A 26,013-nucleotide genomic window follows, 5' to 3' on the forward strand; every position below is an offset into this window, starting at 1 on the left:
GGGGTATAGGTGCTATGATAGGCATAACTCAGTCCGTTTAGTGGTTTGGGATTATCTACAATTGATCAGATTGCAAAAATTGGACTGAGTTCCCTCCAAGTGTTCTACTATTTTGAAAAGTTATTTAAATGCATTATTTTGGTGGTGGGCTACAATACCCTCCGTGATTTATTCAAATTAATTACTGCATCTCCCACTGATTAGAAATCAAATCCTGCATATGAATAGTAAAAAAAATAATACCTTCTAATTAATCTTAAAAAAATAGAAATCATCAGCCACAGTGTTATTTATTAAGGAAATGTTTTAGCACAAATATTTTTTATTAATGATTTATATCGAGTAGTTTCCCATATCTCTTGATTGAAATAACTTTATTGCCTTAATAAGACAGTTCATTTTGACAGAATTTTCCCGCATATAATTAAAACGATGAGCACCGTTTCACGCTCATTTTCGTGCATTAAAAGTCTTGATGCCTCTATATTTTTGTCATATTTTTAACCACGTAACCTCGCTGTCAACGACAGCAGCCAATGTTTCCAGTATCAGGATGATACGAGTGATCTGCGAGAAACGCCTTCGGGTGGTCACAAACCCAAAGTTATAAGGAATGGAGTGTGGTCTGAGACTGACGCTTTCGAGCGACCACAAAGAAGCTACCAAGACCTGAAATGTAGCGCTTTAAGAGCGGTAACCCCCTGAGCCTTTGAAAGCGGGGATCGCAGTCGATGCGATGAAGGTATGTTTATTCCAGCGAAATGGCTAACAACAAGCATTTCTTAGCCGCCAGTATTGCCAGCCGAGGATACCGTGATTGGCCTTCAACCAAGTGACGACTAGCCATTAATCAGGCAACGGCTTTCTAAGCCGTAGGTCTGCTAAAGCGCCACTGTCATCACATCCTTAATCCGGGTTGCCCCGCTGCGACCTAGGTTACCTATATCCAAAATCTCTAACGTCTAATAAACGCTGCTGGTGCCTGCCCTGTGGCGTCACTTTTACTTGTGAAAGTGACGCCGCAGCGCGGACACACTTCAGCCTTAGAGATACGCAACTTCACACAAAAGTCATGCATCTGACACACATGCTCTACGTCGGGCTGACCACTTTTTACAGAAGAGTTGAACTGATACCGAGGCAGGCCAACGGCCTGAGGGGATACCCATCGCAGGAGGCTGCACAGAGTGCATTACCGATACCCCGCCATACCTCAACTGCTGCACACTCGGGCGCACAGGTATCGTTCCTGGCAGATCATATTGATGCTTCTGCCATTTAGCCCATGCGCCAAAGAAATGCAGCTTGTTGATATTGTGAGAAGTTTGCTATGAGCAAATTAAGTCGTGAAATGAAAATGCTGGCGAAGCAAGTCGGCGGCAGCTTTAAAACCGTGCATGATCACCCGCATCATGGATAGATTTTGTCGTCACCTGCTTGCGCTCAATATCCAGGCTCGTGATGTTCAACATGTGACTGCTCCCCGCCGTTGAGAGGGAATCAAAAAACGCTCTCTGGGTTTGTTAAATCGCATTTTGCTGCGCATTATGATGACGACGAACTGGCTGAATTTACGGAGAAAAGCAAGGGGCATGGACGGACAGAATTCCGTCATGTTATGCAAATTCGTGCGGCATTGCCAGCAGCACTTCAGGAAAAATGGCACTCAATACAGTCTGTTATCGAAGTGGTCAGTGAACACCGTGTGAAAGGCCAACCAGCCCACCGAGATTCACGCTGGTATGTGAGTTCGTTGCCTTTAGATGTGGAGCGAGCTGCCACAGCATTGGTCAGTGGAAAATGAGCTACACTGGGTTTTGGACGTCACTTTTCGGGAAGATGCTATCTCGCTTAAAGATCCTGATGGTGCAGCACAAGTGGCTCTTTTTAATCGAATAGCATTAAAAAAGCCGTTCATTGTCCCCACTAAGCTCTTTAAGTTGCTGTAAGATATCTATTTTCTTTTTTATCAGTAGGTCGGCGGTATTTCATACGCCAGTATTTTGAACCTCTCGGAGTAATTTCCAGATACAACCCGCCACCATCAGCGAGTTTATAGGCTTTATCTTTTGGCTTTGCTGCCTCTATTTGCCTGGCATTGAGTTTCATGTTGGGGGCACATTATTAATCGAATCGGAAGATGCCCCCAATTATGCCCCCACAGATATGTGGATTGCAACGGACGATAATAGACCTTGATAGACTATTTTATTTGATTTATAAGGAGTTTTCTTGGATAAGTGGACTTTGGTGAACTGCTATGAACATAGTCATGGTGCCGAAGGCCGGACTCGAACCGGCACACCCGAAGGCGGTTGATTTTGAATCAACTGCGTCTACCGATTTCGCCACTTCGGCACTGAAGTAGTATGCGGAAAACGACGGCTATTATACCTGTCAGCGATCTGTTAGCAACTGTTATCCTTCTCACTTTGGTTTAAGTGTTGAAAAAAAGATCAAACCCATCTTTCAACACAAATGTGCGTTCAATTACTGAACATCAAAACCCTAAATAAGTACACCTAGCAATATCTTTTCTACCTGAAATAGCTCCTCCTCTGCAATATCAGAGAAAAAACAACTCTCCCCACAACAATTTTTACAGTCATAGTTAGTCAAACCACCTGACGCTGATAGACAACCTATAATCACCTTATATAATCTCAGCATGATAATTCGCTATGAGGTAAATGGTTATGACGATTATTAGCTGGATTGGTGCTGGGATCTTTTTGGGCATTGTCATTGGCGCGTTGATGATGCTGTTTAAAAAGAATAAATAACAGCTTTTGCTATCTTTATCCTGTTTGTGAATTCACTGGAAATATGCCTGATTGGTCAATTCAAAATGAATAAACAGTTTTTTAAGATCTTCTCCATTTCTGCCATGATGTTGGCTCTCGCAGCCTGCTCTTCTTCAAACAAAATATATTCGGCAAAGTTTCTGCAACCGAAGAAACAACCATTGAAATGGGAAGTGTTCGAAGGAAATGCGAGAACTAAAAAGCTAGCTTCACAGTTGGTTGATCAGTATGCACAGGATATTTTCAACAGCAGTAATGCACAAGGCATGGCGATGGTGGTGATTGATAATAATCAGACGGTTTACCGCAGTTTCGGTGAAACCCGTCCGGGAAACGGCATCCGTCCAAAGCCCGATTCAATCATCCGTATTGCCTCGCTAACTAAGTTGATGACCAGTGAGATTATGATCAAGCTCGAAGAGGATGAGGTTCTGCGTTCCACCGATCCGTTGCAAGACTATAGTTATTATGGCGTGAAAGTGCCCCAATACAGCCCTCTTCAACCCATCCGGTTATTCCACTTGGCAAGCCATACCAGTGGCTTACCTCGTGAGCAGCCGGGAGGTAGATGGGGGCGTCCTGTTTTTGTTTGGCCTACACAAGCCAATCGCTGGACCTGGTTAAAAACAGCTCAATTAGACTCCGCACCAGGCACTACAGCATCTTATTCCAATCTGGCTTACGATTTATTGGCAGATGCGCTCTCTAAGGCTACGGGTAAGCCATATACCCGTTTGTTATACGATAAGATCACCGGCCCTTATTGCATGAAAGACACGACACTGACACCAAACCGTTCTCAGTGTGCTCGTTTGATGGAAAGTTATAAGCCAAGTCCGTGTCTTAATACTGTTGCTGCGGCAGGCAGTGGTGGAATCTATTCAACGCCAAAAGATATGCAGCACTGGATGCAGCAATTTTTATCATCAGACAGTCAGTTACGTAAACAAACCGCGAGTCGCGAACAAGGTATTTATTTTAAGCGTTCCGCTCTGGCTTCAATTAAAGGGATGGATGTTGCCGGTCAGGCAGATGGCGTTGGCCTTGGTTGGGTTTACATGAACGCCCGCGGCGATGTACCGGGTATTTATCAGAAAACCGGCGGTGGTGGAGGGTTCAATACGTATATGGCAATGATCCCCGAACAAAATATCGGGGTGTTTGTGGTGATCACTCGTAAACAACACAGCCTGTTCAGTAGCGTAACAACGGGGGTTAATCAACTAGTAACTGCATTGTCGAAAAATCACCATCAAGCTTGAATCTTTTACGTCGTAAAATCGAGATATCCAGGATAGGGTTTCTTAGCCAAAAACCCTATCCCTATGGACCCTCTAATATCTGGCTCCATACTAGTACCACTATTTCTAAAAGCTACTGTCTTCTCTTAAGGAGTAAATAAATACTCACAGTAAGGAACAATAGGCTTGGTAATAGTGCCGCCAAAACCGCTGGCACGCTGTACACCAAGCTCAGTGGACCAAAGATCTCATTAAGTACATAAAATAGGAAGCCAAAGCTAATCCCTGTTACTATCCTCACTCCCATCGGCACACTGCGCAGTGGTCCGAAGATAAAAGAGAGTGCCATCAACATCATCACTGCAACTGAAAGCGGCGCAAATATTTTTTTCCACATATTCAGTTGATAACGGCCTGATTCCTGTTCACTCTGCTTAAGGTATTTGATGTACTGATATAATCCACTGATGGAAAGCGCTTCAGGCTCAAGTGCGACTACATTCAACTGTTCTGGCGTCAGGAGAATTTTCCAGTCAGCAGAAATACGTTGTGATCCGGTGATTTTTTTGCTGTCTGTCAGATCAGATTCTTCCACCTGAGAAAGCTTCCATAGGTCGTTATCCTTATCATAAACCGCACTGGCTGCATATTTTACAGAGAGTAGTTTTTTATCATCATTAAAATGATAGATATTGACGCCTTTAATCTCGGTATCACTCACAATCCGCTGGATGTAGATAAAATCGTCCCCATCTATCGTCCACATACCTTTATTTGTTGAAACCAGAGAACCACCAAGCATCTTCTGAGCCCGGTAATTACGCGCCATCTGTTCACCTTGTGGCGCGACCCACTCTCCGATAACCATAGTCAGGATCACCAACGGAATAGCCGTTTTCATCACTGAGCCAGCAATCTGCATACGGGTAAATCCAGAAGCTTGCATAACCACCAATTCACTACGGGTTGCCAGCGTACCAAGCCCCAGTAAGGCACCAAGCAAAGCTGCCATCGGGAAGAATATCTGAATATCTTTCGGCACACTTAACAAAACATAAAGACCAGCAGAAACAGTAGTATATTCCCCCTGCCCCACTTTTCTTAACTGCTCAACAAACTTAATAATACCGGAGAGTGATACCAGCATAAACAGCGTCATCAGAATAGTCTGTAGAATAGTCCGCCCGATATAACGATCCAATACACCAAACATCAGGCTACTCCTCTGCCGTTGAAACGAGCCCGGATCCTACGCACCGGCAACGTATCCCAAATATTGAGAACCAGCGCCAACATCAGATAAGTCCCATTAGTCAGCCACATCCAAATCATCGGGTCCAATTTGCCTTTACTACCGTTAGAACGCAGGGAGCTTTGCAATAAGAAGAAAATCAGATAAAGCAACATTGCGGGCAACATGCTTAATACTCGCCCTTGACGTGGGTTCACCACACTTAACGGTACAACCATCATAGCCATAATCAGTACCGAGAGCACCAAAGTCAAACGCCAATGGAACTCAGCACGGGAGTCCTTATCATTATCCTGCCATAACTGGATAATAGATTTCTGTTCAACTTTATTATTATCTACGATTGAAGTCTGATGCCCAATAATCGCTTGATAATCACGGAACTCAGTGATCCTAAAATCACGCAGCATTGCAGTGCCTTCATAACGCGTACCATGATTAAGGACGACCACCTGTTTGCCATCAGGTCGCTCCACCATATGACCGCCATTAGAGATCACCACGGAAGGACGCTGGTTATCAACGGGGCGAAGTTGAGCAAGGAATACGTTTTCAAACTTATTGCCGTGCACGTTGCCAATATAGAGCACCAGATTACCATCCTCGGAAGGTTTAAACCTCCCTTCCATGATCGCTGCCAAGCTTGGGTTAGCTTTAGCATCAGCCACCACCTGTTCTTGATATTTCGAGGACCACGGCATGACCCAAATGACATTCACTGCCGCTAGCGCGGAAGTTAACAACGCCAGAATAAGCGCCGAAACCACCAGCACACGCTTGCCCAAACCACACGCATGCATAACAGTAATTTCACTTTCAGTATAGAGTTTACTGAAAGTCATCAATACCCCAAGAAACAGACTCAGGGGCAAAATCAACTGCGCCATTTCAGGCACACCTAATCCTAACAAGGATAAAACTAAATTTGCCGGGACGTTTCCTTCCACTGCGGCACCCAAAATTTCGACTAATCTCTGACAGAAAAAGATCAGTAAAAGGATAAAGAGTATCGCAACTTGGCTTTTCAGGGTTTCCCGTACCAGATATCTAATGATGATCACGCTTATTACGCCTGTGAAAACTTGTCTTTTTGCAGGAAAATCGCTAACTTCATTGTATATATACCATTTATTATGTGCATCAGTTTGGCTTCCTCACTGCTAAAATGATATCGAAGCATTCCATATTCAGGTTCCCAGTCAGAACATACTTATAAGTTAGCTAAATAATAACAAATAGTGCGTTTAGCTTAACATAAATAGTTAATTTTCTATGGGGTAGATTAATGCGGAACGCTATATTTTAGCGATAGCATCCGTCTTTGTCTTTAAGATTCAGGAGAACGCATGGAGTTTAGTGTAAAAAGCGGTAGCCCGGAAAAACAACGTAGTGCATGTATCATTGTCGGCGTTTTCGAACCTCGTCGCCTTTCCTCTATCGCTGAACAACTTGATAAAATAAGTGACGGTTACATCAGTGCATTACTGCGCCGCGGTGAACTAGAAGGCAAAGTTGGTCAATCACTGTTGCTGCATCATGTTCCCAATGTGCTATCTGAACGTATTCTGCTTATCGGCTGTGGTAAAGAGCGCGAATTGGATGAACGCCAGTATAAACAGATTATTCAGAAAACTATCAATACCCTCAATGAAACAGGTTCAATGGAAGCTGTTTGCTTCTTAACAGAATTGCATGTTAAAGGCCGCAATAATTATTGGAAAGTGCGCCAAGCGGTAGAAACAGCAAAAGAATCTCTCTATGCTTTCAACCAGCTAAAAAGTAATAAAAATGAGTTGCGCCGCCCACTGCGTAAAATGGTTTTCAATGTTCCGACCCGTCGGGAGCTAACCAGCGGTGAACGTGCAATCCAACATGGCCTTGCTATTGCTGCCGGTATCAAAGCGGCCAAAGATCTTAGTAATATGCCACCCAATATCTGTAATGCCGCTTATCTGGCTTCTCAGGCACGCCAGCTCGCAGATTCTGCCAATAGCCATATTACAACAAAAGTGATTGGTGAAGAGCAGATGAAAGAGCTAGGCATGAATGCCTACCTGGCTGTTGGTCAAGGTTCTCAGAATGAATCTCTGATGTCAGTCATGGAATATAAAGGCAGTTCAGATAAACATGCCAAACCTATCATCTTGGTTGGCAAGGGGCTGACTTTTGACTCCGGCGGTATTTCAATCAAATCTGCGGGTGGCATGGATGAGATGAAATACGATATGTGTGGGGCTGCAACGGTTTATGGCGTGATGCGTGTGGTTTCTGAGCTACAATTACCGCTCAATGTCATCGGTGTCATGGCAGGCTGTGAGAATATGCCAGGAGGGCGCGCTTACCGTCCCGGGGATATTTTAACCACCCTATCTGGTCAGACTGTCGAAGTACTCAATACCGATGCCGAAGGTCGTCTGGTTCTGTGCGATGCGTTAACTTACGTTGAACGTTTTGATCCAGAATTGGTCATTGATATCGCCACACTGACCGGTGCGTGTATAACAGCTCTTGGTAATCATTACAGTGGGTTGTTATCCAACCATAATCCACTGGCCCATGAGTTACTCAATGCTTCGGAACAATCCGGTGATCGCGCATGGCGTCTGCCAATGACTGATGAGTTTTTCGAGCAAATCGATTCTAACTTTGCCGATCTGGCGAATACCGGCGGCAGTGGCGGTGGTGCGATTACCGCAGCCTGCTTCCTGTCCCGTTTCGCAACAAAGTATCACTGGGCGCATCTGGATATCGCGGGTACGGCCTGGCGTTCAGGTAAAACAAAAGGCGCAACAGGCCGCCCGGTTGCGCTACTGTCACAATTCCTGTTAAATCGGGCAGGAAGTGCCGGTATCAATAACGACGATTGATCTGATTCCTCTCTTAGTTTAAAAGGGCATTTGACAATGCCCTTTCTCCGTAACAGAGACATTATGAAAAGTGCCACGTTTTATTTACTGGAACAGCCATCACCTCAAGCAGATTTGCAAGCTCACGAATGGCTGGCATGCCAGTTTGCGGCTGACCAATGGCGAGCAGGGAAACGGGTGCTAATCGCCTGTGAAAACCAGCAGCAGGCAGAAAAGTTAGATGAAGCCTTATGGCAACGGGAACCTCATCAGTTCGTTCCACATAATCTTGCGGGTGAAGGGCCAAGGTATGGCGCACCGGTTGAGTTATGTTGGCCACAAAAACGGGGAAATGCTCCCCGTGATATCCTAATAAATCTGTTGCCGCAATTTGCAGACTTTGCCACCGCTTTCCATGAAGTGATAGACTTCGTTCCTATAGATGAAAATTTGAAACAGTTGGCGCGTGAACGATATAAATCCTATCGCAGCGTCGGCTTTAATTTGACCATGGCAACGCCGCCAACATACTAAGTATCAAGATAAAATGGAAAAAACACCCGCAACTCAAACGCAAGCCGAGCCATCTCTCGATAAAACGTACAATCCTAAAGAAATTGAACAACCTCTTTATAACCATTGGGAGAAAAGTGGTTACTTCAAGCCTAACGGCGATACTAGCCGTGAGAGTTTTTGTATTGTTATCCCACCACCAAACGTGACCGGTAGCCTGCATATGGGCCATGCATTTCAGCAAACCATTATGGATACCATGATCCGTTATCAGCGAATGCAGGGTAAAAATACTTTGTGGCAGTCCGGTACTGACCACGCAGGTATTGCTACTCAAATGGTGGTTGAGCGCAAGATCGCAGCAGAAGAAGGCAAAACCCGTCACGATTATGGCCGTGAGGCGTTTATCGATAAGATCTGGCAGTGGAAAGCAGAATCCGGCGGCACGATTACCAATCAGATGCGTCGTCTGGGTAACTCTGTTGATTGGGAGCGCGAGCGTTTCACTATGGATGAAGGTCTATCCAACGCCGTAAAAGAAGCCTTTGTCCGTTTGTATCAAGAAAATCTCATTTATCGCGGTAAACGTTTGGTTAACTGGGACCCGAAATTGCACACTGCAATTTCCGATCTGGAAGTTGAGAACCGTGAAGTTAAAGGTTCTATGTGGCATCTACGTTATCCATTGGCCGATGGTGTCACAACCGCAGAAGGGAAAGATTACCTGATCGTTGCAACTACCCGGCCTGAAACTATGCTAGGCGATACCGGCGTAGCAGTTAACCCGGAAGATCCGCGCTATAAGGATTTAATCGGCAAAGAAATTATTCTGCCATTAATTAACCGCCGCATTCCTATTATCGGTGATGAACATGCGGATATGGAAAAAGGTACTGGTTGCGTAAAAATCACACCAGCCCATGACTTTAATGACTATGAAGTCGGTAAGCGACATGCCCTACCGATGATCAATATCATGACTTTTGATGGCAACATCCGTCATAAAGCAGAAGTTTTCGATACTCATGGTGAGATTTCTGACAGTTACAGCTCTGATATTCCGGCTGAATATCAAGGCATAGAGCGTTTCGCTGCCCGTAAAACTATCGTGGCGGAGTTCGAAAGACTGGGCCTGCTGGTTGAAATTAAAGCTCATGATCTAACCGTTCCTTATGGCGATCGCGGCGGTGTAGTTATTGAACCTATGCTGACTGATCAATGGTATGTCCGTACCGCGCCTCTGGCGAAAGTGGCTATCGAAGCCGTTGAAAATGGCGATATCCAGTTTGTACCTAAGCAGTATGAAAATATGTATTACTCCTGGATGCGCGATATTCAGGATTGGTGTATCTCTCGCCAATTATGGTGGGGCCACCGTATTCCGGCATGGTATGACACCAACGGTAATGTCTATGTTGGTCGCAGTGAAGAAGAAGTCCGTCGTGAAAATAATCTGGGCACAGATATCTCTTTAAACCAAGATGAAGATGTACTGGATACCTGGTTCTCTTCCGGTTTATGGACTTTCTCTACCCTTGGTTGGCCTGAACAAACTGACGCGCTGAAAACTTTCCACCCAACCGATGTGCTGGTAAGTGGCTTTGATATCATCTTTTTCTGGATTGCCCGTATGATCATGATGACCATGCATTTCATCAAAGATGAAAATGGCAAACCTCAGGTTCCATTTAAGACTGTTTACATGACCGGTCTTATCCGGGATGAAGAAGGTCAGAAGATGTCCAAATCCAAAGGGAATGTTATTGACCCGCTGGACATGGTTGACGGTATTTCTCTGGAAGAACTGCTAGAAAAACGCACCGGCAATATGATGCAGCCCCAGTTGGCTGAAAAAATCCGCAAACGTACCGAGAAGCAATTCCCGGCAGGTATTGAAACGCATGGTACCGATGCCCTGCGCTTTACGTTAGCCGCGCTGGCCTCAACAGGTCGTGATATCAACTGGGATATGAAACGCCTGCAAGGTTACCGTAATTTCTGCAACAAATTATGGAACGCCAGCCGCTTTGTTCTGATGAATACAGAAGGTCAGGATTGCGGCCAACATGGTGGCGAAATGGCGCTATCGTTGGCTGATCGTTGGATTCTGGCTGAATTTAACCAGACAGTAAAAGCCTACCGTGAAGCCCTGGACACATATCGTTTTGATATGGCGGCCAATATTCTTTATGAGTTCACTTGGAACCAGTTCTGTGACTGGTATCTGGAGCTCTCTAAACCGGCGATTAACAAAGGTTCAGAGGCGGAAGTTCGTGGTGCCCGTCATACGCTAATTGAAGTTCTGGAAGGATTATTGCGCCTGGCTCACCCGATTATTCCATTTATCACCGAAACCATCTGGCAGCGAGTGAAAATAGTGAAGGGAATTGAGGCAGATACCATTATGCTGCAACCGTTCCCAGAATTTGCTCAAGAAAAAACTGATGAACTGGCACTGACCGATCTGGAATGGATTAAGGAAGCGATTATTGCAGTACGTAATATCCGTGCTGAAATGAATATCGCACCGGGTAAGCCACTGGAAGTTCTGCTGCGTAATGCTGATGCTGGTGCCCAACGCCGTGTAGCAGAAAACCTGAATTTTATTCAGGCAATGGGCCGCTTATCTTCTGTGACTCTTCTGTCTACGGACGAAGAAGCACCGATTTCTGTCACTAAATTGATTAATGGCGCAGAAGTATTAATCCCAATGGCTGGCTTAGTCGATAAAGAAGCTGAACTAAGCCGCTTAAATAAAGAGATTGAGAAGCTGGATAAAGAGATTGGTGCCATTGAAGGTAAGCTATCAAATGAAGGCTTCGTTAGCCGTGCACCCGAAGCTGTTGTAACCAAAGAGCGTGAACGTCTGGCAAACTGCAATACATCCAAAGAAAAGCTGCTGGCTCAGAAAGAAACCATTGCCGCGCTGTAATATTTTCAAAAAGTAAATTCTCACCAAGCCACTGACAATGAATTGCAGTGGCTTTTTAATTTAAATAGTAAACGATAAAATTAATAATAAAATATAAATTCAACTCATTCTATATAAACATAATCAAAAATATTGAAAATAACAATACCTATCTCCTTAACATAAGTGAATATTTATTTTATTCATTTTTAAATTTACATATCTTAAATGACAATATGATATAATTTTATTTTATATATAAACCATTATATTTAGCATATTATACAGAGAGTAAAATCATATAAATATATTATTACAAGTAAAAAGGAAACTAATAATGCAATTCTAGCCCAATTAAATATCCAATTATTTATTGTTATGAATAATTTATTTCAGCGGAAATTATTAAGGTAGTAATAAATTAATTCACTAATTTATTACTACCCGGAGAAACAAAATGAAAACACTTATTACCCTATTATTGGCAAATACTATCCAATTCGGTCTCGTATATTCAGCTAATGCAGAACCAACCCTTGATAAGATTAAATCCACCGGCACACTCAGAATAGCAACGGAAGGAGCTTATCCACCATTTACTTATCGCGACGCCTCGGGTACTTTAACTGGCTTCGATGTCGACATTGGCCGTGAAATTGCACACCGATTGCATGTCAAACCAACATTTATTGAAGGAAAATGGGACGGACTTATTGCCGGGCTGGATGCCGGACGTTCTGATGCAGTAATTAATCAAATTGCAATTACACCTGAGCGCAAGAAAAAATATGACTTCTCCATCCCCTATATCACATCGCAAGCGGTACTTATCATTAATAAAAATAATAATAACATTAGAAAATTCAGCGATTTAAAAGGCAAAACCTCAGCACATACTCTAACCAATAATTTTGCCCAAATAGCCAGAGATAATGGTGCAGAAATTATCGGCACTAATGGATTTAGTCAAGAAATCGAGCTGGTTAGTACCGGCAGAGCCGATGCCACTATTAATGATAGCCTATCTTATCTGGACTATAAGAAACATAAGCCAAACGCACCAGTAAAAATTGTTGCAGCAACCCCCAATGCGGGTCAAACAGCAGTGTTGCTCCGCAAGGGCGAGCCAGAACTAAAAGTTGCTATTGATCAAGCAATAACTGACATCAAAACCGATGGCACTTACCAACGTATCTGGACTCACTATTTTGGCGATAATCTTCCCGAATAAGTGAAAGATTATCTTATTCAGATAGACAGTTCCCTAAAAGTTGAATACAAACTCTGACCAGGGAACTTTATCATCAACCGTGTTGAATTGAGTAATCAGAAAATATTTTAGTTAAATATTATATATATTAATTTATATAAATTTTTTATATATCTAAAATAACCATATGATATAACTATATCTTATATATGTAAGTTGACAGCTTGCCATATGATATTTAAAAAAATCACTATAAATATATATACCCTATGGATTTCAAGATGCATCGCGACGGCAAGGGAGCGAATCCCCGGGAGCATAGAAAACTATGTGACCGGGGTGAGCGAGTGCAGCCAACAAAGAGGCAACTTGAAAGATAACGGGTATAGTTATATTACACACAATAGGGAAAATATATGGAACCCTCTTGGTTCAATCTAGTACTCGATTCTTTTTGGCCTATGCTTTATGCGGGCTTTGCTTTTACTATTCCACTAACTCTTATTACTTTTACTCTCGGTATCATACTGGGTTTTATTGTTGCGCTCATCCGGCTTTACGGGCCAAAACCACTTATTGCTGTCGCCAAATTCTACGTCTGGCTGATCCGTGGCACACCGTTGCTGGTACAACTGTTTCTTATTTTTTATGCCTTACCTAGCGTCGGCATTACGTTAGGTGCATTTACCTCGGCAGTGATTGGTTTCACATTAAATATTGGTGCCTATACCTCTGAGATAATTCGCGCCACTTTATTGTCTGTACCAAAAGGGCAGTGGGAAGCAGCTTATTCTATCGGCATGAGCTGGACACAATCATTGCGTCGGATCATTCTACCTCAAGCCGCAAGAATCGCCATTCCACCACTCTCAAACACATTTATTTCACTGGTGAAAGATACTTCACTGGCTTCAGTCATTACCGTACCGGAGCTTTTCCTTGCTGCACAACGTATTGCAGCGGTGACTTATCAACCTCTCATTCTTTATACTGAGGCGGCAATACTTTATCTGATAATCAGTTCAGTATTGTCATCACTACAAACCCGTCTGGAAAAGAAGTTTTCGCAAAAGAGTGACACACAGGAATTAAAAGATGATTCAACTCTCCGGCATTGAAAAAAGTTTTGACGGGCAAAAGGTCCTGAAAAAAATCGAACTTACCATTGAGGAAGGCAGCCTGACCGCACTAATTGGCCCATCCGGAAGTGGCAAAAGCACGCTATTACGCTGCATCAACTTATTAGAAATTCCCCAAGCCGGGAAGCTCCAAATCGACAATGAAAATATAACCTTCACCGGCAAAGGGCGGATTGCTCACAAGGATATACAACGGATCCGCCAACAAACCGGCATGGTGTTTCAAAACTTTCAGCTTTTCCCTCACCTCACCGTCATTGAAAACATCATGGAAGGGTTAATCTGGGTTCAGAAATGGTCACGTGAACAGGCTAAACAGCGAGCGCTTGAACTACTGGAAAAGGTTGACATGTCACACAAGGCCGATGTCTTTCCAGCCACACTCTCCGGTGGTCAGCAACAGCGCGTAGCAATTGCCAGAGCACTGGCACCCTCACCCAAAGTATTATTATGCGACGAACCAACTTCCGCACTTGATCCAGAGTTATCGCAAGAAGTTGTTGCCGTATTAAAGCAGTTGGCTAAAGAAGGAACCACGATGTTAATGGCTACCCATGATCTGCGTTTGGCAGCTAATCTTGCCCACAACGTCATATTTTTAGAATCCGGGGAAATCGTCGAATCGGGAACGTCGAAAACGATTTTCACCGGTGCCCTTAAACAACGTACTGTGGAATTTGTTTCAACCTTAACCAATACCTTACCGGATTGGGAAATATAGCCCACCGTTAAAATAACTTTGCCGTAATTGATCTGAGAATCAGTTGATAACAATCAAATAAATCTTTTAACAGTTTGGAGAAAGAAAATGAAAATGTTGCTTACCGCATTATTAGCGGGTGTCATTCAATTCGGCATTGCATATTCTGCGCATGCAGAATCTGGCCTTGATAACATTAAATCAGCAGGCGTATTCAAAATCGCTACCGAAGGAACTTACCCGCCATTTACCTATCACGATGTCTCAGGAGCTTTAACTGGATTTGATATTGATATTGGCCGCGAAATCGCACGACGTCTGAATGTTAAAGCCGAGTTTACCGAAGGCAAGTGGGATGGGCTTATTGCCGGGCTTGATGCCAAACGCTATGACGCGGTACTCAATCAAGTCGCTATCACACCAGAACGCAAAAAGAAATATGACTTTTCCGGCCCATATATCATATCTAAAGCCGTACTTATCACCCGGAAAAATAATGACAGTATAAAAACGTTCAGCGACCTGAAAGGTAAAACCTCAAGCCATAGCTTAACCAGCAATTATGCCCAGTTAGCAAAACATTTCGGTGCGGAAATCGTCCCCACCGAAGGATTTAATCAGGCCATCGATTTGGTTGCTACAGGCAGAGCCGATGCCACTATCAACGATAATCTGTCCTATCTCGATTTTAGGAAACACAAACCCAATGCACCGGTAAAAGTTGTCGCGTCCGAACCCAATGGTGATCTAGTCGGGGTGCTAATTCGTAAAGGCGAGCCAGAATTACAAGCCGCTATCGATAAGGCACTAGCCGATATCAAAGCCGATGGCACCTATTTACGCATTTCCACTCAATATTTCGGCACCGATGTTTCTAAATAAGAAAATAATCACCTCTTCTTACAAGAGGTGGTTATCTATTTATCAATTAATTATCTCTCTTTTTACATTCAAAAAATTTCAATCATTATTAAATTAATATTTTCTCGTTAACGATTACTTTAAATATATATTCAAGTCAGTTATTAATTAATTTTTTCTTAATCACAATCGAATAATTAAAATATTTATTTCCCCTTTCGTATTCTATCCCTATCTATTGGGATATTAATTCTCATACTGTCAATCTCAAAAATTATCACGCTATTCTGTTAAAAATTTTATTCATTCCGTAGTAAAGTCTCAGGTCGTTACTATTAAGCCGACTAACAGATTAAAACAACATAAGGGACTGCAATATGATTCGTTACAATTCTGCAATTAACCGAAATACCCCATCTGTCAGCGTACGAGATAATCGAGGGTTGAATATACGTACACTGGAATACCTGCGGACTCAAGCTGATGAAACCAATAGCAACGAATTGATCACTCGCTATCAATTTAATACTCACGGACTTCAAGTAAAAAGCACAGACCCACGTAGATATAAAAACCAGAGTGGTTCAAACTTCACTCGTATCTTTAGTCTCGCTGGGAATACACTGCGTGAAGAAAGTATCGATGCTGGCCGAACGATTACCTTGAACGATATCGAAGGACGCCCAGTACTGACTATCAATGCAATCGGCGCTCGTCAGACCCATCACTATGAAGGTAATACCTTGCCCGGCCGCTTGCTGGCTGTCACCGAGTTAATACAAAAGAACGAGAAAACCACGGAGCGCCTTATTTGGGCAAACAATACAGATGCAGAGAAAAACCAGAATCTCGCCGGGCAATGTATACGCCATTATGATCCTGCGGGGCTGGTACAACTGGAAAGTTTGTCCTTAACAGGATCGGTTTTATCACAGTCTCGTCAATTAATAGCCGACGATCAGGAAGCTGATTGGCGCGGTGATGATGAAAATAGCTGGCGTACAAAACTGAATGGCAACATATTCACGACTCAACATAAAACTGATGCCATTGGTGCTCTGCTAACTCAAATCGACGCCAAGGGAAATATGCAACGGCTGGCCTATGATGTCGCGGGCCAACTGAAAGGTAGCTGGTTAACACTAAAAGGCCAAGCCGAAAAAGTTATTGTACAGTCTATTACCTGGTCAGCAGCCGGACAAAAATTACGAGAAGAGCACGGTAATGGCGTTATTACGGAATATACCTATGAACCAGAGACCCAACGATTAATTAACATTACAACCCGCCGAACTAGAGATAGTACAAAACCACTACAAGATTTACGTTATGAATATGATCCCGTTGGCAATGTGATCAATATTCGTAATGATGCAGAAGCAACCCGATTCTGGCGTAATCAGAAAATAGTACCGGAAAATGCATATTCCTATGATTCTCTGTACCAACTCATCCAAGCAACCGGCCGCGAAATGGCTAACATTGGTCAGCAAGGAAGCCAGCTCCCTCCTTTAATTACCCCTCTTCCTACCGATGACAATACTTATACTAACTATATTCGTACTTATACCTACGACGATAGCGGCAACCTGACACAAATCCAGCACAGTGCTCCGGCAAGTAACAATAACTACACCACAAATATCACCATTTCAAACCGTAATAACCGCGGTGTCCTCAGTACCCTCACCAACGATCCCAATCTCGTTGATACATTCTTTGATGCAGGTGGTCATCAAACCAGTCTGTTCTCAGGGCAATCCTTAAACTGGACACCACGGGGAGAACTACAACAAGTGAACCAAAGTGGTAATACCGCGCGTGAGTGGTACCACTATGACAGTGACGGCATGCGGCTACTGAAAATAAACGAACAGCAAACATCCAATACCACGCAGCAGCAACGAGTCACTTATCTGCCAGGGTTGGAATTACACACCACACAAAGCGGCACCAATATCACCGAAGACTTACAAGTTATTACTGTCGGGCAAGCAGGAAAAGCACAAGTACGCGTACTACACTGGGAAAAAGGCCAACCCACCGGCATAAATAACGATCAAGTCAGATATAGCTACGATAATCTTACACACAGCAGCGAATTAGAACTGGATATGCACGGAGAAATGATCAGTTGGGAAGAGTATTACCCCTATGGTGGCACCGCAGTATGGGCAGCAAGAAATCAGATTGAAGCTGGTTACAAAACCATTCGTTATTCAGGTAAAGAACGTGATGCAACGGGACTGTACTATTACGGCTACCGCTATTATCAACCGTGGGCCGGTAGATGGTTAAGCGCTGACCCGGCTGGAACCGTAGATGGTCTGAATTTGTACCGTATGGTAAGAAATAATCCAATGACCGGCATAGATGAAGATGGGCGTATGTTTAAAACCGTAGCAACAGGTGCATTAGGCATTGGCGGTATGGCATACGAGCTTTACAAATATAAAAATCAACAAGTTGAAAAGCCTCAGATGCCATCTCCTGTCTCTGAATCCTACGGTGATCAACAAGTCAGCAAAATCACCCAAAAAGCGAGTGCTTTAAAAGCAAACTATGACCCAATGAAGCAGATGGCCCATAACATAACGGGGCGTAAAGAAGCCGCAGAACATCTCGCACAGGGTCAAGTCCCTGGCGCTCAAGCAATAAAAGAAGGGGCAAGTTTAGTCGCGGCTGCCGGAGAATTTGCTGCGGCTGGCAATGTCGGTGAACTAAACAAAACCACGCTAACAAAAGCCGCCGGCACCGACGCAATTAATAATTTTAGTCTCACCTTGGACGGTATAAAAAAGGTATTTAAGGCAGGCGCGGCTAGTGCTACCGTCAGCCCAGAAAAATTGGAAGAGCTGCAAAAAGCAACTGATGATTTAAAAGAGGTCGCAACAGATACGCTAATTACCGGGGCATCGCTAGGTGCGACAGTCGGAGCCACACTGGATACCGCCGCCGCGGTCGTGCCACACCCGGTAGCCAAAGTGGCACTCAAAGGTCTGTCATTGGCATGGAAAGTTACCGGCATTGTTCACACCGCAGAAGAATTAAGCGAGCTCGCAGAAAAACATAAGGATCTGGTTTCTAATGAGCTAGGACAAGAATTAAAAAGGGAGGTCACCGAGGCAAACCAAATTAGGCGGGGAACCATTCTCGCAAAAGTTAGAGAACACGGTTTGATAAAATAGTCTATTAAATGCAATAGTCCTTATTCGCCGAAGCAGATAAGGACTATTTTGTTTTGAATCATATGTATCAATCACGACCAGAATTAACACAAGATTCTTAACATACTGATCATACTAATGAAGTCTACTCTCACCCTGCTCCGGCAAATCATCTTCATCTTGCTCATCAGGATCTTCGAAGTAAGTGCCCCAACCGTCATAATTAATGCCAATTTTTTCAGCTAGATTCACCAACTGTTCAACCTGGGCATCAATCAGTTCTGCATTCAATCCACACTCACTGATAACATCACAACACATCAGAATAGTCCCATCTTCGACTTCCAATTCTTCCGCATCAGTCACTTCATAACCTAGTTTAAAGGCTTCAACCGCAGCCTTTTCCAACAGACTAAAATCCTCAGCAGAAAAGTGATGCTCAATGGCATAAAGTGCATCTGGATCACTACCATCTTCCAGTAATTCTTCAATAATAAGCCGCGTTTCTTCGCGTTGTTCTTCTAAGTCTCTCTGATTTGCCATACCTAATATCCTCAAGCAGTTGGCCGTCCCAATACTCATTCTCCCACACCATAGGCGGGCTAACCACTGTTTACATCAAAGAAATCTAATACGGAGTTGAAATTGCATTTTTATAGATATAGATTGAATTTAAATGCAAACAATAAATACGGAGACACCAAACAATGAATCCGTTCCATCAGCGTCATTTTCTAAGGTTACTTGATTTTTCCTCAGCAGAAATTCATGCCTTGCTAAAGCTAGCTGCTGAATTAAAATCGACTAAAAAATCTGGTACAGAAAAAGCCCTGTTAACAGGCAAAAACATCGTGCTGATTTTTGAAAAAGATTCCACCCGTACCCGCTGTTCATTTGAAGTGGCAGCTTACGATCAAGGAGCAAATATCACCTATCTCGGTCCCAGTGGCAACCAGATTGGACATAAAGAATCGATCAAAGATACCGCTCGTATACTTGGCCGTATGTATGACGGTATTCAATATCGCGGCTATGCCCAAACAATCGTTGAATCGCTGGCAAAATATGCAGGTGTTCCGGTATGGAATGGGCTAACAGATGAATTTCACCCTACTCAGCTACTGGCAGATCTACTAACTATTCAGGAACATCAACCAGAAAAACCATTGTCAGAAATCAAATTCGCCTACTTGGGGGATGCCCGTAACAATATGGGTAATACCATGCTAGAAGCCGCGGCACTAACGGGTATGGATGTTCGGTTGATTGCCCCTGAAAAATACTGGCCCAATGCCGCACTGGTGACTGAATGTCAGAAACTGGCTGAAAAAACAGGAGGTAAAATTACTCTGACGGAAAATATCACCGAAGGGGTTAAAAATACCGATTTTCTTTATACCGATGTCTGGGTTTCTATGGGCGAGCCAAAAGATGTTTGGCAACAACGAGTTCACCTCTTGAAACCTTATCAAGTCAATATGGATATGGTGAGCATGACAGGCAATCCACAAGTCAAATTCCTGCACTGCCTGCCAGCATTTCATGATGAAGAAACGGCATTAGGCAAACAACTCGCTGCTGAATTTAATATGTATGGAGGACTGGAAGTTACCAATGAAGTTTTTGAATCAGAGCACAGCATTGTGTTTGATCAAGGAGAAAATCGCCTGCATACCATTAAAGCGGTAATGGTCGCAACATTAGCAAATGATCTTAAAATTTAATTAGTTGGAATATCGGCAGGATTATGTCTTTAAAGATATGCTCCTGCCAATATTATTTTTCTTCGGTCAAATGTTTGCTGTAAGATTTTTCGCGAGTATAATGCGCCACAATTTGCCGGGAGAAATCATGAAAGACAGCGCTTATTTTTGTCATCAAGCACAACTGCCTGAAAGAAGGCAGCTAGCCGTCATTGTTTTCCCGTTGCTAAACCAATCATTTAACGCCCCTCAATGAGGGGCTTTTTTTTGCCCGGTAATCAATTCATGATCGCCACCCCGGATGTCAGCATTAGAGGAGAGTGAAAAATGGCTAATCCGTTATATCGCAAACATATCATCTCAATAAATGATCTGAGCCGCGAAGATCTGGAATTGGTGTTGCAGACTGCTGCTACACTGAAAGCCAGACCACAACCTGAATTGCTGAAACCCAAGGTTATCGCCAGTTGTTTCTTCGAAGCCTCCACCCGTACTCGCCTCTCTTTTGAAACAGCAATCCACCGCCTTGGCGCTTCAGTTGTCGGTTTCTCAGACAGCAGTAACACCTCTCTGGGTAAGAAAGGTGAAACGCTAGCCGATACTATTTCCGTTATCAGCCAATATGTTGACGCCATCGTGATACGTCATCCACAGGAAGGTGCTCCACGTCTGGCTTCTGAATTTTCCGGTGACACTCCGATTATCAATGCCGGTGATGGTGCTAACCAACATCCGACTCAAACCTTGCTGGATCTATTCACTATTCAGGAAACTCAGCAACGGCTGGATAGTCTGAATATCGCGATGGTTGGTGATCTGAAATATGGCCGCACGGTCCATTCGCTATCACAAGCACTGGCGAAATTTAATGGCAATCACTTTTATTTTATCGCCCCGGAAGCATTGGCAATGCCAAACCATATTCTTCATATGCTGAATGAAAAAGGTGCGACCTACAGCCAACACGCTAATATTGAAGAAGTATTACCGGAGCTAGATATTCTCTATATGACCCGCGTACAGAAAGAGCGCCTTGATCCATCCGAATATGCCAACGTAAAAGCACAATTTGTTCTGCGTGCTTCCGATCTGATCGGAGCGAAAGAGAACCTCAAAGTTCTGCATCCATTGCCACGTATTGATGAAATCACTGCCGATGTCGATAAAACGCCCTATGCTTATTATTTCCAACAGGCAGAGAATGGTATTTATGCTCGTCAGGCTCTATTATCTTTAGTTTTAAATGAATGATTAAAGTAACGAGAATATAATTGACCATGTTAATTTTATATTTAAGTTAATCCAAAATACTTCTTGCCCATTAACGGGCAAGATAAAATTAAAATTCGTTAAATAATTATCTTTTAACCTGAAAAATAATTTAAATTCAACCTTTAAATAAAGATAATAAACAATTTTCCATAGGAATAACAGAGAACAACAAAATAAGAGGTATCATAATTATGAAAAGTTATTTATATCCATTGAATATTTAATTCTATAATTAAGATTATACCCTATGGATTTCAAGATGCATCGCGGCGGCAAGGGAGCGAATCCCCGGGAGCATAGAGAACTATGTGACCGGGGTGAGTGAGTGCAGCCAACAAAGAGGCAACTTGAAAGATGACGGATATAGATATTCTTTTAACTATAAAATACCCTATACTTATTAATATTGAAAATAAATATTAATCTTGGATTTAATTGTTTATAAATCAGTTCAATTTTAATAATTAATCCTTTAGGCATTAAATAATTTATTAAACTTTAAATGACAATTTTAAATCCTATATTATCCATTAATTTTAAATATAAAACAGATACTTACTCTATTACCTATTTTACAATCCCCCAATAATTACACTAAAAAAACAAAAAAGTATGAAGTGTAAATAGCTGCTGAAAACCCTCTACCAACCATTTAACCTAACTTAAATTTCAACATTAACAATAATAACTTAAACACATCATAGCCTATAAAAATGACAAATAAAAAACCTTTTTATGAATATTTTATAGCTAAATTAATATATTTTAGCGGGAATATTTATGACAAGATTTTTCTAATAAATTATAACTACTGATTTTTATTTAAATTATATATACCCTATGGATTTCAAAAGTAGATGTATTATGAAAATAACATACTTGATCCAATAAAATACAATAGTACTGTAAAGGCAATTCTTAGTTTTCTTTCTGGAAGAGTATTGGCTAATTTTGCTCCTAACAATGCTCCTGGTATTGTTGGTATTATGAATAACCATAGATAATTATAATTTAAAAAACCTATATTTCCAGGTGGTAAGTTATTTTTATTTAGGCCGAGTGATATCATAAATATTAGTACAAATACAGAATACAACCAGACTACAACAGTTGTTGTCCCTATTGATTTTTTAATATCTAAGCCAATGCTCTCATAATAAGGAACAACAAATGAAGCTGCCCCGGACAAAGTTGATATTAATCCTAGTAAAAAACAGCCAATATAACGAAATGACCAGCCAAGATCTCTATTTGTATTATTTTGTTGGGTATTAGAAATTAATTTTTGTGTTGACCTAATCGCCAAAATTAGTGTTGCTAAAGAAAAGACATATATAACCGATCGGCTTGAAACAACAGTCATGGTAAAACAACCTAGTATTGAACCAATTATAATTAGTGGAGCAGACCATTTTAGAACATTCCAATCAATATGGTTGTATTTGTGATGTTTAACAATAGCAACTAGACCAGATATCATTAGAGAAGCTATCATCGTTGTGATGCTAGTTTGCATGATATAACTAGAATTTGGGTTAGCATAAGATAAAAATAAATAAATTGTAGGAGTAAAAATCAAACCCGCTCCCCCACCAAAAAGCCCAGATAGTATACTTCCAGCAAATGCAGATATTATAATTAATATATCTATATACATACACGCACCTTACATTAACCCGAATTCTGGATAAGAAATTGACGAAAAACCTGTTCCAAGAGCAAAGTTTTGGTACACACCAAAAACAGCTCCGAGGTGGAATGGGCTATGGACAACTTAGTTGAAATTTTCTGTGATGTCGATGATTTTTTTCCATTTTTTCATCTCTCGATGAGAACAATTTTATCTCGATAGCGGGCATCGTTTACGCCTCCGACAAGATCACATGTATCCCAGTGAAATCATGACCATTTTGATCCTTTTTCTGTCACATTACCGTGATTTTAAAAATTTTTATCTAGAACACATTTGGAAATATCGCCACGCAGCAGAAGTTGCAGCGTCTTGATTTTAGAGATTTGATTACGCCCTTCTGTAGCGAAATCAATTCCGCCTTCTATGAAGGCAGATTTTTACTATAGGATAAGCCAATCTCTGCACGAAATAGCTCTACTAAATATTGAATTATCATTTATAACATCTAGCATAGAATAGCTATTTTGTATCAATTCAAGCCTTACTAATTCTGGATCTGTTTTATCTTGAAATAACCTAGTTGCAGTGTGAAATCCTCGATTTATACCAAGACCATGTCTAAAGTCTGTGCTAGCTAAACTATCTCCGACAGCGCAAGCTGTTACTGAAGAAATTTGATTATGTAATGAATTATTATCATTCGAAAAGATAAGATTAATTTTTGTTGTTACTTTATTTGTTGATAACCATCTCTCGGCTCTAGATGGTATAAAAATAACTCTAATTTTCATTAAATCTAAAAAGTTTTCTTCAAGATTAGCATATGTGTTTTCTATAGTTACTCTTTTATTTATTATCCTACGAACGACTAAAGCAAGACTGTCTGCCTCTGACCAATTGAAACCTTGCAAGTGATTAATGAATTCTAATCCATTAATACCAGAAAGTTTATTTCTTCTAATCATATTGAATAAGTCAACTGCTCTTTTATATAGAAAATGATCTTTCTTAAGAGATATTATTTTTTCTAAGAATGGTGGTAATTTTATTGAAAAAGGTGTTGTATCAAATTTTAGAAATGGTAATTTGGTACTCCTGTGATTTATAGAATACCCACATTCTTCAAAAAATTCACTAAATTTATCAGACGGATATGAGAATTCAGCTACAGATGAGTTTCCTTCGCTAAAAAAGATTGTATTTTCATGACAGTCATGAAATTCAGTTTTTTTATTTTCAACATGAGACATTTCATGTTCTGGCCAGGTCATTTTTAGAGCTGAACCGTATTCATGCTCACTTTCGAATTGAATGCCTATTGTTTTATTCATTAAGATGGAATGGTAGCCAGTTGCATCTACAATTAATTCCGGGTTTAAATTTTTTAAAATACTATTATCATCAAAGTGCTCTGTAAAAATAGAAATTGAAACAATATCCTTGTCAAAGGACATATCTTTTAATCCTACCATGAAAAAACGATTTTTATAAAATTTTTCCATATTTTCTAGAATAGTGGATTGTATGTTTTTTATACTCATGTGATCTAAATCACTATACTTCTTCCGATTATCTTCATAATCTTCTTTAAGTACTCCATAAGGACACTTTTTCACTATTTTTGGAAGATAAGAGAGAGAAAAAAGCTTTCGATGAAATTGTACAACCATTGATCTTTCCGCCCAGCCTTTAAAGGTGTAAGCAGAAATAAATCGCTTATCTAAGATCAATACATTTTCCGCAGAATTATTTTCTAATATTTTAAAAGCAGAAAATAGACCAATTGGGCCAGCCCCTAAGACAATAACCGTTTCGTATTTATTATTCATATATACCCACTTATTCCATAAAGGCCCGTTGCTGTTCCGCATTGAACTTGTGTGGTACGCCGGTCGGTTTTTTATAACTAAATCCATTGTGTGGTGCAGCCATTTATTCATGCCGGGAACGGTGTAATTGATATCCCACCACGCTTCGACAAGACGGATAACAGCCTGTGTGGTGGGCAGAAGGTTCGCGGTCAGATAAGCGATAAGTTCCTGAGTCTGTGTTTCGCTGAGATAGCCCTGAGAATCGCCATTGTCGGGCTTGAGTTTGCGGTGATTAAGGTAATCGCTGATATGACAATTAACGGTCGTTTCATGAAGACGCAGAGCCTGAGCGATCATCACTGAACTCCAGCCCTCAGAGGCCAGCAGGATCGCTTTGATACGATCACATTCCCTCTTATCACGGCAGGTGTGATGGAAGTGTTCAAGTTCGGCTTTTTGTTCATCGGTAATGAATATTTTCATGACTGATACCATGAGCCTTAGATACGTTTCTTAGTACTTTTTAAAAACTCTTGAATTTTATATAACTCAATTAGAGCATTCTTTAATCTCCCTTGGATCCACATTATAAGATTAAATACTGAACTCACCATGCTCTCCATTTAAAAATAATATCATGGGTAAATCGATTTTCTTTTTGAAATAGCACCCATTTATAGAAAATGGCGTGTTCATAAGTAGATTTTTTTATATATTAAAAAACATGCCTTCATTTTAAATCATTTCAAAAAAAATTAATACTGTTTTTATATGAATTTGCTTTTTTAATTTCAAGTATTTATTTTTCATTTTATTAATTATGGGTAGATTCACATAATAAGTGCAACATCGTTAATCTGGAAGTAAACATGTTCGTATTCCTTTAAATAATTCATTCGGGGTTTTCCCACCCCGTGTTTTTCGAGGGCGATTATTTAATCGGTTTACCA

Annotated in this window: 17 protein-coding genes, 1 tRNA gene and 5 pseudogenes; 15 read left to right on the forward strand and 8 right to left on the reverse strand. The window is 41.5% G+C overall.

The genetic code is table 11. The features are described 5' to 3' along the window. Window positions 1-1,330: 1,330 nt before the first annotated feature. Together AACQ38_RS21960 and AACQ38_RS21965 are read left to right on the forward strand one after the other, a co-directional pair. A pseudogene (locus AACQ38_RS21960) lies at window positions 1,331-1,481 on the forward strand (phage integrase N-terminal domain-containing protein); the annotation flags it as partial. Between the two features lie 8 nt (window positions 1,482-1,489). Next, window positions 1,490-1,904: pseudogene (locus AACQ38_RS21965) on the forward strand (ISAs1 family transposase); the annotation flags it as partial. A gap of 49 nt (window positions 1,905-1,953) precedes the next feature. On the opposite strand, the pseudogene AACQ38_RS21970 reads toward AACQ38_RS21965, so the two are convergent. Both AACQ38_RS21970 and AACQ38_RS21975 read right to left on the reverse strand, forming a co-directional pair. Beyond that, window positions 1,954-2,109, reverse strand: a pseudogene (locus tag AACQ38_RS21970) (Arm DNA-binding domain-containing protein); the annotation flags it as partial. A gap of 164 nt (window positions 2,110-2,273) precedes the next feature. Then, window positions 2,274-2,358 (reverse strand) — tRNA-Leu (locus tag AACQ38_RS21975). Between the two features lie 490 nt (window positions 2,359-2,848). Here AACQ38_RS21975 and ampH point away from each other — a divergent pair. Next, the gene (gene ampH, locus AACQ38_RS21980) at window positions 2,849-4,066 is read left to right on the forward strand and encodes a D-alanyl-D-alanine-carboxypeptidase/endopeptidase AmpH (protein WP_011148559.1); all 1,218 of its coding nucleotides are present in this window, start codon (window positions 2,849-2,851) and stop codon (window positions 4,064-4,066) included. Between the two features lie 112 nt (window positions 4,067-4,178). On the opposite strand, the gene lptG is transcribed toward ampH, so the two are convergent. Both lptG and lptF read right to left on the reverse strand, forming a co-directional pair. Beyond that, on the reverse strand, window positions 4,179-5,258 hold the full coding sequence (gene lptG, locus AACQ38_RS21985; RefSeq protein ID WP_165579084.1) for an LPS export ABC transporter permease LptG: 1,080 nt from the start codon (window positions 5,256-5,258) through the stop codon (window positions 4,179-4,181). Then, window positions 5,258-6,358: an LPS export ABC transporter permease LptF gene (lptF, locus tag AACQ38_RS21990; protein WP_011148561.1), complete on the reverse strand. Its 1,101-nt coding sequence runs from the start codon at window positions 6,356-6,358 to the stop codon at window positions 5,258-5,260. The genes lptG and lptF overlap by 1 nt, the downstream gene beginning before the upstream one ends. A gap of 285 nt (window positions 6,359-6,643) precedes the next feature. Between lptF and pepA the strand changes: the two genes are divergently transcribed. From pepA to AACQ38_RS22035, 9 genes are all read left to right on the forward strand, one after another. Next, window positions 6,644-8,164 carry a leucyl aminopeptidase gene (pepA, locus tag AACQ38_RS21995; RefSeq protein ID WP_011148562.1) on the forward strand — a complete coding sequence of 507 codons (1,521 nt, stop codon included), beginning with the start codon at window positions 6,644-6,646 and terminating at the stop codon, window positions 8,162-8,164. A 63-nt stretch (window positions 8,165-8,227) separates the two neighbouring features. Continuing rightward, a complete protein-coding gene (locus tag AACQ38_RS22000) occupies window positions 8,228-8,677 on the forward strand; it encodes a DNA polymerase III subunit chi (protein ID WP_011148563.1) in 450 nt (149 codons plus the stop codon). A 13-nt stretch (window positions 8,678-8,690) separates the two neighbouring features. Continuing rightward, on the forward strand, window positions 8,691-11,588 hold the full coding sequence (locus tag AACQ38_RS22005; RefSeq protein ID WP_011148564.1) for a valine--tRNA ligase: 2,898 nt from the start codon (window positions 8,691-8,693) through the stop codon (window positions 11,586-11,588). Between the two features lie 436 nt (window positions 11,589-12,024). Beyond that, window positions 12,025-12,798, forward strand: coding sequence for an amino acid ABC transporter substrate-binding protein (locus AACQ38_RS22010; RefSeq protein ID WP_011148565.1), 774 nt, complete (start codon window positions 12,025-12,027; stop codon window positions 12,796-12,798). A 210-nt stretch (window positions 12,799-13,008) separates the two neighbouring features. Continuing rightward, entirely contained in the window at window positions 13,009-13,218 is a 210-nt protein-coding gene (locus AACQ38_RS22015; RefSeq protein WP_158538147.1) for a hypothetical protein, read from the forward strand. Next, window positions 13,194-13,895 (forward strand): amino acid ABC transporter permease, encoded by a 702-nt coding sequence (locus AACQ38_RS22020; RefSeq protein ID WP_109791887.1) that lies wholly within the window; start codon window positions 13,194-13,196, stop codon window positions 13,893-13,895. Before AACQ38_RS22015 ends, AACQ38_RS22020 begins: the two co-directional genes overlap by 25 nt. Further along, window positions 13,873-14,637: an amino acid ABC transporter ATP-binding protein gene (locus tag AACQ38_RS22025; RefSeq protein ID WP_011148567.1), complete on the forward strand. Its 765-nt coding sequence runs from the start codon at window positions 13,873-13,875 to the stop codon at window positions 14,635-14,637. Before AACQ38_RS22020 ends, AACQ38_RS22025 begins: the two co-directional genes overlap by 23 nt. A gap of 87 nt (window positions 14,638-14,724) precedes the next feature. Further along, on the forward strand, window positions 14,725-15,498 hold the full coding sequence (locus AACQ38_RS22030; protein WP_011148568.1) for an amino acid ABC transporter substrate-binding protein: 774 nt from the start codon (window positions 14,725-14,727) through the stop codon (window positions 15,496-15,498). Window positions 15,499-15,854: 356 nt separating this feature from the next. Next, the gene (locus tag AACQ38_RS22035) at window positions 15,855-18,665 is read left to right on the forward strand and encodes an RHS repeat domain-containing protein (protein WP_165579085.1); all 2,811 of its coding nucleotides are present in this window, start codon (window positions 15,855-15,857) and stop codon (window positions 18,663-18,665) included. A 114-nt stretch (window positions 18,666-18,779) separates the two neighbouring features. Here the strand turns inward: AACQ38_RS22035 and rraB are convergent, their stop codons facing one another. After that, on the reverse strand, window positions 18,780-19,187 hold the full coding sequence (gene rraB, locus AACQ38_RS22040; RefSeq protein WP_011148570.1) for a ribonuclease E inhibitor RraB: 408 nt from the start codon (window positions 19,185-19,187) through the stop codon (window positions 18,780-18,782). A gap of 164 nt (window positions 19,188-19,351) precedes the next feature. Here rraB and argF point away from each other — a divergent pair, with 164 nt between their 5' ends. Continuing rightward, a complete protein-coding gene (argF, locus tag AACQ38_RS22045; protein WP_165579086.1) occupies window positions 19,352-20,368 on the forward strand; it encodes an ornithine carbamoyltransferase in 1,017 nt (338 codons plus the stop codon). 306 nt (window positions 20,369-20,674) lie between these two features. Further along, window positions 20,675-21,598, forward strand: a complete 924-nt coding sequence (pyrB, locus tag AACQ38_RS22050) for an aspartate carbamoyltransferase (protein ID WP_011148573.1) — start codon at window positions 20,675-20,677, stop codon at window positions 21,596-21,598. 883 nt (window positions 21,599-22,481) lie between these two features. On the opposite strand, the gene AACQ38_RS22055 is transcribed toward pyrB, so the two are convergent. After that, window positions 22,482-23,276 (reverse strand): sulfite exporter TauE/SafE family protein, encoded by a 795-nt coding sequence (locus tag AACQ38_RS22055; RefSeq protein WP_011148575.1) that lies wholly within the window; start codon window positions 23,274-23,276, stop codon window positions 22,482-22,484. A 108-nt stretch (window positions 23,277-23,384) separates the two neighbouring features. Here AACQ38_RS22055 and AACQ38_RS22060 point away from each other — a divergent pair. After that, a pseudogene (locus AACQ38_RS22060) lies at window positions 23,385-23,601 on the forward strand (IS982 family transposase); the annotation flags it as partial. Window positions 23,602-23,692: 91 nt separating this feature from the next. Here AACQ38_RS22060 and AACQ38_RS22065 read toward each other — a convergent pair. Together AACQ38_RS22065 and AACQ38_RS22070 are read right to left on the reverse strand one after the other, a co-directional pair. Beyond that, on the reverse strand, window positions 23,693-25,081 hold the full coding sequence (locus AACQ38_RS22065) for a hypothetical protein (protein ID WP_165579087.1): 1,389 nt from the start codon (window positions 25,079-25,081) through the stop codon (window positions 23,693-23,695). A 13-nt stretch (window positions 25,082-25,094) separates the two neighbouring features. Next, window positions 25,095-25,546 (reverse strand): annotated as a pseudogene (locus tag AACQ38_RS22070) (helix-turn-helix domain-containing protein); the annotation flags it as partial. Between the last annotated feature and the right edge of the window lie 467 nt (window positions 25,547-26,013).

It is taken from the genome of Photorhabdus sp. RW14-46, assembly GCF_963887965.1.
GTDB lineage: Bacteria > Pseudomonadota > Gammaproteobacteria > Enterobacterales > Enterobacteriaceae > Photorhabdus > Photorhabdus laumondii.

Excerpts from the sequence above, each read along its gene's own strand:
- ampH (WP_011148559.1), top strand. The coding sequence starts at position 2,849 with ATGAATAAACAGTTTTTTAAGATCTTCTCCATTTCTGCCATGATGTTG.
- lptG (WP_165579084.1), bottom strand. The coding sequence starts at position 5,258 with ATGTTTGGTGTATTGGATCGTTATATCGGGCGGACTATTCTACAGACT.
- pepA (WP_011148562.1), top strand. The coding sequence starts at position 6,644 with ATGGAGTTTAGTGTAAAAAGCGGTAGCCCGGAAAAACAACGTAGTGCA.
- AACQ38_RS22000 (WP_011148563.1), top strand. The coding sequence starts at position 8,228 with ATGAAAAGTGCCACGTTTTATTTACTGGAACAGCCATCACCTCAAGCA.
- AACQ38_RS22005 (WP_011148564.1), top strand. The coding sequence starts at position 8,691 with ATGGAAAAAACACCCGCAACTCAAACGCAAGCCGAGCCATCTCTCGAT.
- AACQ38_RS22010 (WP_011148565.1), top strand. The coding sequence starts at position 12,025 with ATGAAAACACTTATTACCCTATTATTGGCAAATACTATCCAATTCGGT.
- AACQ38_RS22015 (WP_158538147.1), top strand. The coding sequence starts at position 13,009 with ATGATATTTAAAAAAATCACTATAAATATATATACCCTATGGATTTCA.
- AACQ38_RS22020 (WP_109791887.1), top strand. The coding sequence starts at position 13,194 with ATGGAACCCTCTTGGTTCAATCTAGTACTCGATTCTTTTTGGCCTATG.
- AACQ38_RS22025 (WP_011148567.1), top strand. The coding sequence starts at position 13,873 with ATGATTCAACTCTCCGGCATTGAAAAAAGTTTTGACGGGCAAAAGGTC.
- AACQ38_RS22030 (WP_011148568.1), top strand. The coding sequence starts at position 14,725 with ATGAAAATGTTGCTTACCGCATTATTAGCGGGTGTCATTCAATTCGGC.
- AACQ38_RS22035 (WP_165579085.1), top strand. The coding sequence starts at position 15,855 with ATGATTCGTTACAATTCTGCAATTAACCGAAATACCCCATCTGTCAGC.
- rraB (WP_011148570.1), bottom strand. The coding sequence starts at position 19,187 with ATGGCAAATCAGAGAGACTTAGAAGAACAACGCGAAGAAACGCGGCTT.
- argF (WP_165579086.1), top strand. The coding sequence starts at position 19,352 with ATGAATCCGTTCCATCAGCGTCATTTTCTAAGGTTACTTGATTTTTCC.
- pyrB (WP_011148573.1), top strand. The coding sequence starts at position 20,675 with ATGGCTAATCCGTTATATCGCAAACATATCATCTCAATAAATGATCTG.
- AACQ38_RS22055 (WP_011148575.1), bottom strand. The coding sequence starts at position 23,276 with ATGTATATAGATATATTAATTATAATATCTGCATTTGCTGGAAGTATA.
- AACQ38_RS22065 (WP_165579087.1), bottom strand. The coding sequence starts at position 25,081 with ATGAATAATAAATACGAAACGGTTATTGTCTTAGGGGCTGGCCCAATT.